The organism is Actinoplanes sp. NPDC051633, from assembly GCF_040681735.1.
Lineage (GTDB): Bacteria > Actinomycetota > Actinomycetes > Mycobacteriales > Micromonosporaceae > Actinoplanes.
The window spans coordinates 1-5,776 of the sequence record NZ_JBFAZH010000452.1 but is presented as its reverse complement, the minus strand read 5'-3'; the positions used below and the strand labels follow the sequence as shown (position 1 = coordinate 5,776).

General features: G+C 70.8%; 4 protein-coding genes and 1 pseudogene. 2 read left to right on the top strand and 3 right to left on the bottom strand.

Annotated features, from left to right (window positions below; genetic code table 11):
• The 3 genes and pseudogenes from AB0M20_RS23565 to AB0M20_RS23555 all read right to left on the bottom strand — a co-directional run.
• Positions 1 to 1,857, bottom strand: a pseudogene (locus AB0M20_RS23565) (endonuclease); the annotation flags it as partial.
• Positions 1,858 to 2,032: 175 nt separating this feature from the next.
• Positions 2,033 to 3,052, bottom strand: a complete 1,020-nt coding sequence (locus tag AB0M20_RS23560) for a GNAT family N-acetyltransferase (RefSeq protein ID WP_364301504.1) — start codon at positions 3,050 to 3,052, stop codon at positions 2,033 to 2,035.
• 77 nt (positions 3,053 to 3,129) lie between these two features.
• A complete protein-coding gene (locus AB0M20_RS23555; protein ID WP_364301502.1) occupies positions 3,130 to 4,494 on the bottom strand; it encodes a murein transglycosylase in 1,365 nt (454 codons plus the stop codon).
• A 76-nt stretch (positions 4,495 to 4,570) separates the two neighbouring features.
• On the opposite strand from AB0M20_RS23555, the gene AB0M20_RS23550 reads away from it, so the two are divergent.
• Both AB0M20_RS23550 and AB0M20_RS23545 read left to right on the top strand, forming a co-directional pair.
• Positions 4,571 to 4,783, top strand: a complete 213-nt coding sequence (locus AB0M20_RS23550; protein WP_364301500.1) for a zinc ribbon domain-containing protein — start codon at positions 4,571 to 4,573, stop codon at positions 4,781 to 4,783.
• Positions 4,784 to 5,369: 586 nt separating this feature from the next.
• Positions 5,370 to 5,776 (top strand): adenylate/guanylate cyclase domain-containing protein (locus AB0M20_RS23545; protein WP_364301506.1); only part of this gene is annotated, 407 nt, incomplete at its 3' end.

The following is a 5,776-nucleotide window of genomic DNA, read 5'->3' as shown; positions in this document are numbered from 1 at the left end:
GTTGATGTGTGCGGCCCGGATCTGCACCAGGTCGTCGTGCAGCGCCTTGTTGACGAAGAGCTGGTCCAGCGTCTGCGCCTGGCCCGTGAAGACGTACGAATACGCCGACTGCGGCACCTCCGCCACGAGGTCGTCCCACAGGTTCTGCAAGCCGGCGTTGTAGAGCGGGGCGAGCTGGTCGCCCGGGTTGGCCGGCACCGGGTCGTCGGGGCGCGGGAAGACGTTCAGGTCGCCGCCGTACGCGATCCGCGCGTGCGGAGAGGCCTGCTGGATCGCCGTCGTGATCGCCGCGCCGTACGCGGCCTGCTCGCGACGCTGGCCGACCCGGCTGTCCGGGCCCGACGAGTAGTGGTTGCTGATCGCCCACACCGGGAACGTCTCGGCCGAGCCGGGCGCCGCGCGCACGGTGAAGAGGCCGACCTGCGGCGCGCGGGTGAACACGTTCGGGCCGTCCACGCCGGTGGACCGGTCGACGTCGGCCGGCAGCACGGCGTTGAGCGTCTTCGGGTTGGAGACGTCGGTGTTCTGCGGGAGCGGGGTGCCGCGGTAGGCGACCGCCGGGGTCGCACCGAGGACCGGGTCGGTCGCCGACGCGGCGGGCAGCGAGACACGGTCGGTGCGGTAGAGGAACGCCGCCACGATGCCGCGGGCGTCGGCGCCGGACCGGTCGAATGCGGCGTCGTACGCGGGGCCGCCCGCCGCCCGGACGGTCAGCGCCAGGTCCTGCAGCGAGTCCGGCTTGCCGTCCGCGTTGTTCGTCGTGCCGCAGGCCAGCTTGCCGTCGGCCACCGAGCAGATGTCCTGGTCCTCGGCCTCCTGGGCGAGGATCAGGTCGGGCGCGTGCATCTTGGTGACGATCTGGTCGGCCAGGTCCGCCAGCTTGCGGACGTAGGAGGCCTCGGACTCCGGGACGTAGTCGAACGGCGGGCTCACCCCGGGACAGCCGGTGTTGCCGAGGAAGTCGCAGCCGTCGAACGGGTCGTCCCGGAAGTCGTAGAGGTTCTCCACGTTGTACGTGGACACCGCGAACTCCGACCAGCGGTGGGCCGGCGAGGGCGGGCTGTTCCTCGACGGATCGGTGCCCGGCGCGAACGCCAGCGAGGACACCTGGATCCCGTACTTCTGGAAGGCGTAGTAGAGGCCGCCCACCGCGTCGGCGGTCACCCGGTCGAAGGTCGTCGCCGGCGGGAGCAGCACGGAGCTGTCGCCGGCCGCCGCCTTGAGACCCATCGGGCCGACCAGGACCCGGTTGCCGTTGCCGTTGTCGACGCGGCCCGGCACGTCGTCCAGGGGGTGCGCGTCGCGGAACACCCGGCGCGCGTACGGGTCGGCGCGGTCGAGCAGCGGGTCGTCGCGGTCGAGGAGGTAGATCTCGGCATCGGCCGTACTGCTGAACACGTCGCGGCCGGACACCGCCTGGCTGCCCGCGCGTACCCGCATCTGCTCGCCCTCGTGCCGCTCCCAAAAGGCGTTCGCCTCGGTCAGCGAGACCGGCGGAGCCGCGTCGGTGACCGCCCACTCGGCGGCGGGGACGTCCGACGCCAGCTTGGTGACCAGCGACGCGCTCGACAGCTCGGTGAAGAAGAAGTACTCGGAGACGCGTGCCCGGATCACCACCTCGTCGCCGACCGTCGGCACGTAACCGCCGATCAGCGACGTGAAGCCGCTCATGAAGACGAAGATGCCGTCCGACGTGGCCGGGTCGCCGTCCTCGGTCCCCAGCCGGCTCTGCAGGAAGAAGCCATACTGGCTGGCGCCGGCCGCCGTGCGGGCCAGCGTCTTCTGCGTGATCACGCCACGGACGTCGTAGAGGGCGCTGCTGGTGCCGTTGCCGGAGACCGGCGCGAGCGGCGACCGGACGCCGGTGCCCTGCACCCCGCCGACCGTGAGTGGCTCGGCCTCGGCGTGCGCGACCCCCGGTAGGAGGGCGGCGGCCAGGATCGGCGCAGTGATCAAGGGCAATATGCGGCGGTATCGCACGAAGCCTCCACAGCGGAGCAAACTAGGGGTACGCCGACCCTAAAGCCCCAGGTCAATCCGTGGGTTCGAGGCTCTGTACCAGTTGCGCAACGTCGGCGGTGTATTCATACCAGTCACGGTCCGACTGGAAGCCCAAATCCGCGTTGACTTTGAGCATCGACTCGTTGTGCTGCGCGTTCCACGTCTGCACCTCGAGCAGGTCCGGCTCGGCGGCCCGGAGCTCGAAGAGCATGCGCGCCTTGATCGCCCGGTCGATGCCGTAGCCGCGGTGGTCGCGCACCACGATGGTGTCGTACTGGTCGGCGCGCTCCGGGTGCTGGGCCGGCACGACCACCTCGGTGAGACCCGCGACCGCGCCGCTCTGCTCGTGGATGGCCACCACGATGTACGGCTTCAGGCCGCGGCGGTGCAGGGTGGCCACGCTGTCCTTCAACCGCTGCGGATCGGAGCTGCGCGGTGCCAGGTCGGTATCGTTGTCCTCGGCCTGCGCCTCCATCTTGGCCTGCGCGTACGCCTCGATCAGATCGTCCGGCACCCCACCGGGGTGGAACTCCACGCGATAGCCGGCACTGATCCCGCCGGCCATCTCGCCCAGCGCCTCCCAGTCCACCTTGGACAGCATGAGGACGCTGCGGATCTCGACGAACTCCTTCTCGAACCCGAGCGACTCGTAGAACGCGATCGCGGGCGTGCTGCCGATCGCCTCGACCCCGATCGACGAGAAGCCCTCGAGATAGGCCCGCCGCGCCGCGACCGCCACCAGCTCGCGACCCAGCCCGCGACGACGCAGCCGGGGGTGCACCAGCACCTCGAGCACGCCGATGTCGCCGAGCAGCAGCAGGTTGACATGCGCGAAGATGCCGCTGTCGCCCTCGGCCAGCCGATCGTCCTCGGCCACCCAGCTGATCCGGCGCTCGCCCGGCATCGTCTCGGCCAGATAGTCCCTGACCTGGACGTCGCGCCATGGTGGATCATCCGGCAGGTCGACAGCCAGGACCGCGTTCACCGTCTCCACCAGCGACTGGATCTCACTGTCGGTCGCCGCGAGCGGATCCCATTCGCGCACCCTCACCCGTACAGCTTGCCGTTTCGCGGCTCCCACCGGAAGTGCAAGTTGCGCATTTGTATTGGCGCCGTCACGATGCGTCGTCAAACCCGGCTGCGCTGGCCATAGTCGTTGGCCGCGTCGAACACCTTCTGCGCGTACGGCCGCACCGCGTTGTAGGACAGGATCGCGTCCCACCAGGAGTCGGCCTTGGCGAGGTCACGGCCACCCTGGCAGAGGTACAGCCCGGCGGCCAGGGCGGCGTCGTCGATGTCGTTGGGGTCTGAGGAGCCGCTGTTGTCGGCGTCGACCTGCATCTGCTTCCAGGTCGCCGGAATGAACTGGAGCGGGCCGACCGCCCGGTCAAACTGGCTGTCCCCGTCGATCGTCCCCTGATCGGTGTCGGCGATCAGCTGGCGGCCACCCTTGCCGTCCAGCGGCAGGCCGTAGATCGGCGGCTGCACCGAGCCGTCCGTGCCGAGCACCGCGCCGTTCGCGCTGCCGTGCGCCGACTCGACCTTGGCGATGGCGGCCACGGTGGTCCAGCTCAGGTGGCATCCGGGGGCGGTGCGGGCGGCGACCAGCTCGGCGTACCCGTAGGCCTGAACCGCGACCACCGGGATGCCGACGCGGGTGCCGACGCCCTGCGCCCACCCGTTCAGGGCGTCCGCGGGCCGGGCGCCGTTGTTGTTGCCCGGGAAGGCGGGCGGGACGACCGAAGGCCCGGAGGGGCCGCCCGCGCCGTTGACCGGCCCGGGAGGCGGCACGGACGGGCCGCCGGCTGCCTGGTCGAGCGGGAAGCCCGGGCGCGCGCTGGGTGCCGGTCCGGACTTCAGGGCTTTGGGTACGAGGTAAGCGCCGGCCGTGCCCGCGACGGCGATGAGCAGGACTGCCGCGATCGCGGGGACGAGCAGGCGTCCACTGGGCTTCTTCGCCCACGCCTGGGTGGTGCGGGCCGCCTTGATGGGGTTGGCGTGGCGCAGGACGCGGGTGACACGGCGGCCGGTGGACGTGGTGGTCGTGACGACGACCGGCTTGTCGAGGTCGATCTGGGTCTCGACGGCCTTTTTGTCACCCCCGTCCTTGTTCGCCGGTTCGGCCTTCGTGGGCGGCTGCTCCTTTGCCGCCACGGGTGCGGGCGTCGCTTCAGCCTTGGTGACCGGCTCGGGCTTGGTGGTGGGCTGAGCTTCGGCCTTCTCGACCGGCTGCGCCTTCTCTACCGGCTCTACCGGCTCTGCCTTCTGCGGCTCGACCTTGGCAACCGGCTCTGCCTTGGCGACCGGCGCGGCCTCCGGCTCGGCCTTGGGGGCCGGCTCGGCGACCGGCTCGGCGTCTGCTGCGGGTGTCTCCGGCAGGGGTGCGGCGCCGGAGCTTCCGAGCGGGCCGCCCCGGTGTGGCGCGGACGGCCGGACCTCCGGCGCAGCCTGATCCGAGGGCCGCTCCGGTGGGTTCTGGTTCGACTCCGCCACCCGCCCGACACTACCCGGCAGCCGCGAGCCACATGGGTCCCCGTTCTGTCGTAGCGGGAGGCCTAATCTCTTCTACATGCCCCGCTATGACTACCGCTGCCGCGCCTGTGGCGACACCTTCGAGGTCAGCCGTCCGATGGCCGAGGCCTCCGCGCCGGCGTCGTGCCCGCAGGGGCACACCGACACCGTCAAGCTCCTGTCTACGGTCGCGGTGACCGGCCGCGACGGCGCCTCGGCGCCGCGCTCTCCGGCAGGCGGCGGCTGTTGCGGCGGCGCCTGCGGCTGCTGACGAGCCGATTGCGAAATTGATCGCAGCTGCGTGCTGGATGCGGCTGCGCGTTTCCGCTACGCATCAGGGTCGGCAGTCGAGGGGGCTGCCCGGAGGGGTGAAGTTCAGCGCCGCGCCGGTGCTGGCCGGATGTGGCGTGGCCGCGCCCGGCCGACCGGACACGACGACTGGACCACGACCGGGCAAGAGTCGTGGCCGGCGGTGATGCGGCAGTCACTGACGGCTGTCGAAAGTGGGGGGACGCACTCCCGGGGCGACGCCCGGGAGCGGACTTGATGTTGGCTTGGGACGTGATGGCTGGTGGTGACGGCCGCGCGCGGGGGTTCGACGGGTGGCGGATCGATCCGCGTGCCGCGCAACCGGATCTGAACCGCCTCGTTACGTCACGCGTAGTGCCGTGCGTAATCGTCGATGACTTGTGCGCGTCGCTCGTATGGGGTCGGCCGTGGCGGGAAGACGGTTACCGACCGTTTATGCGATGGTGCTAACCCAATACAGTGAGAGAGCATCCAAGTCGACTTCCCAAGGGCGGAGGGTTTCAACCGTGTCGGGTCGGACCGAGCTGCCGAGTGGGCTGGTGACCTTTATGTTCACCGACATCGAGGGCTCAACTCGCCTGGCCCGGATGCTCGGCGACACGTACGGCGCAGTCCTCGGCGCACATCGACGGGTGGTGCGCGCTGCGCTGAGTAACTTCGGTGGACACGCGCTGTTCACTGAGGGTGATTCATTCTTTGTGGCTTTCGGCGACGCGTCGTCGGCCGTCGCGGCGGCCGTCGCTGCGCAGCGTGCACTCTCGGCTCACGACTGGCCGAGCCCGGACGCCCGCCCGCGGGTCCGCATCGGACTGCACACGGGCTGGGCGCGGCCCGGCGACAACGAGTACGTGAGCCCCGAGGTCCACCGGGCGGCCCGCGTCGCCGCGGCCGCCCACGGTGGGCAGGTCCTCTGCTCGGAGGCCACCGCCCTGGCCGCGACCACGTGGCCCGCGGC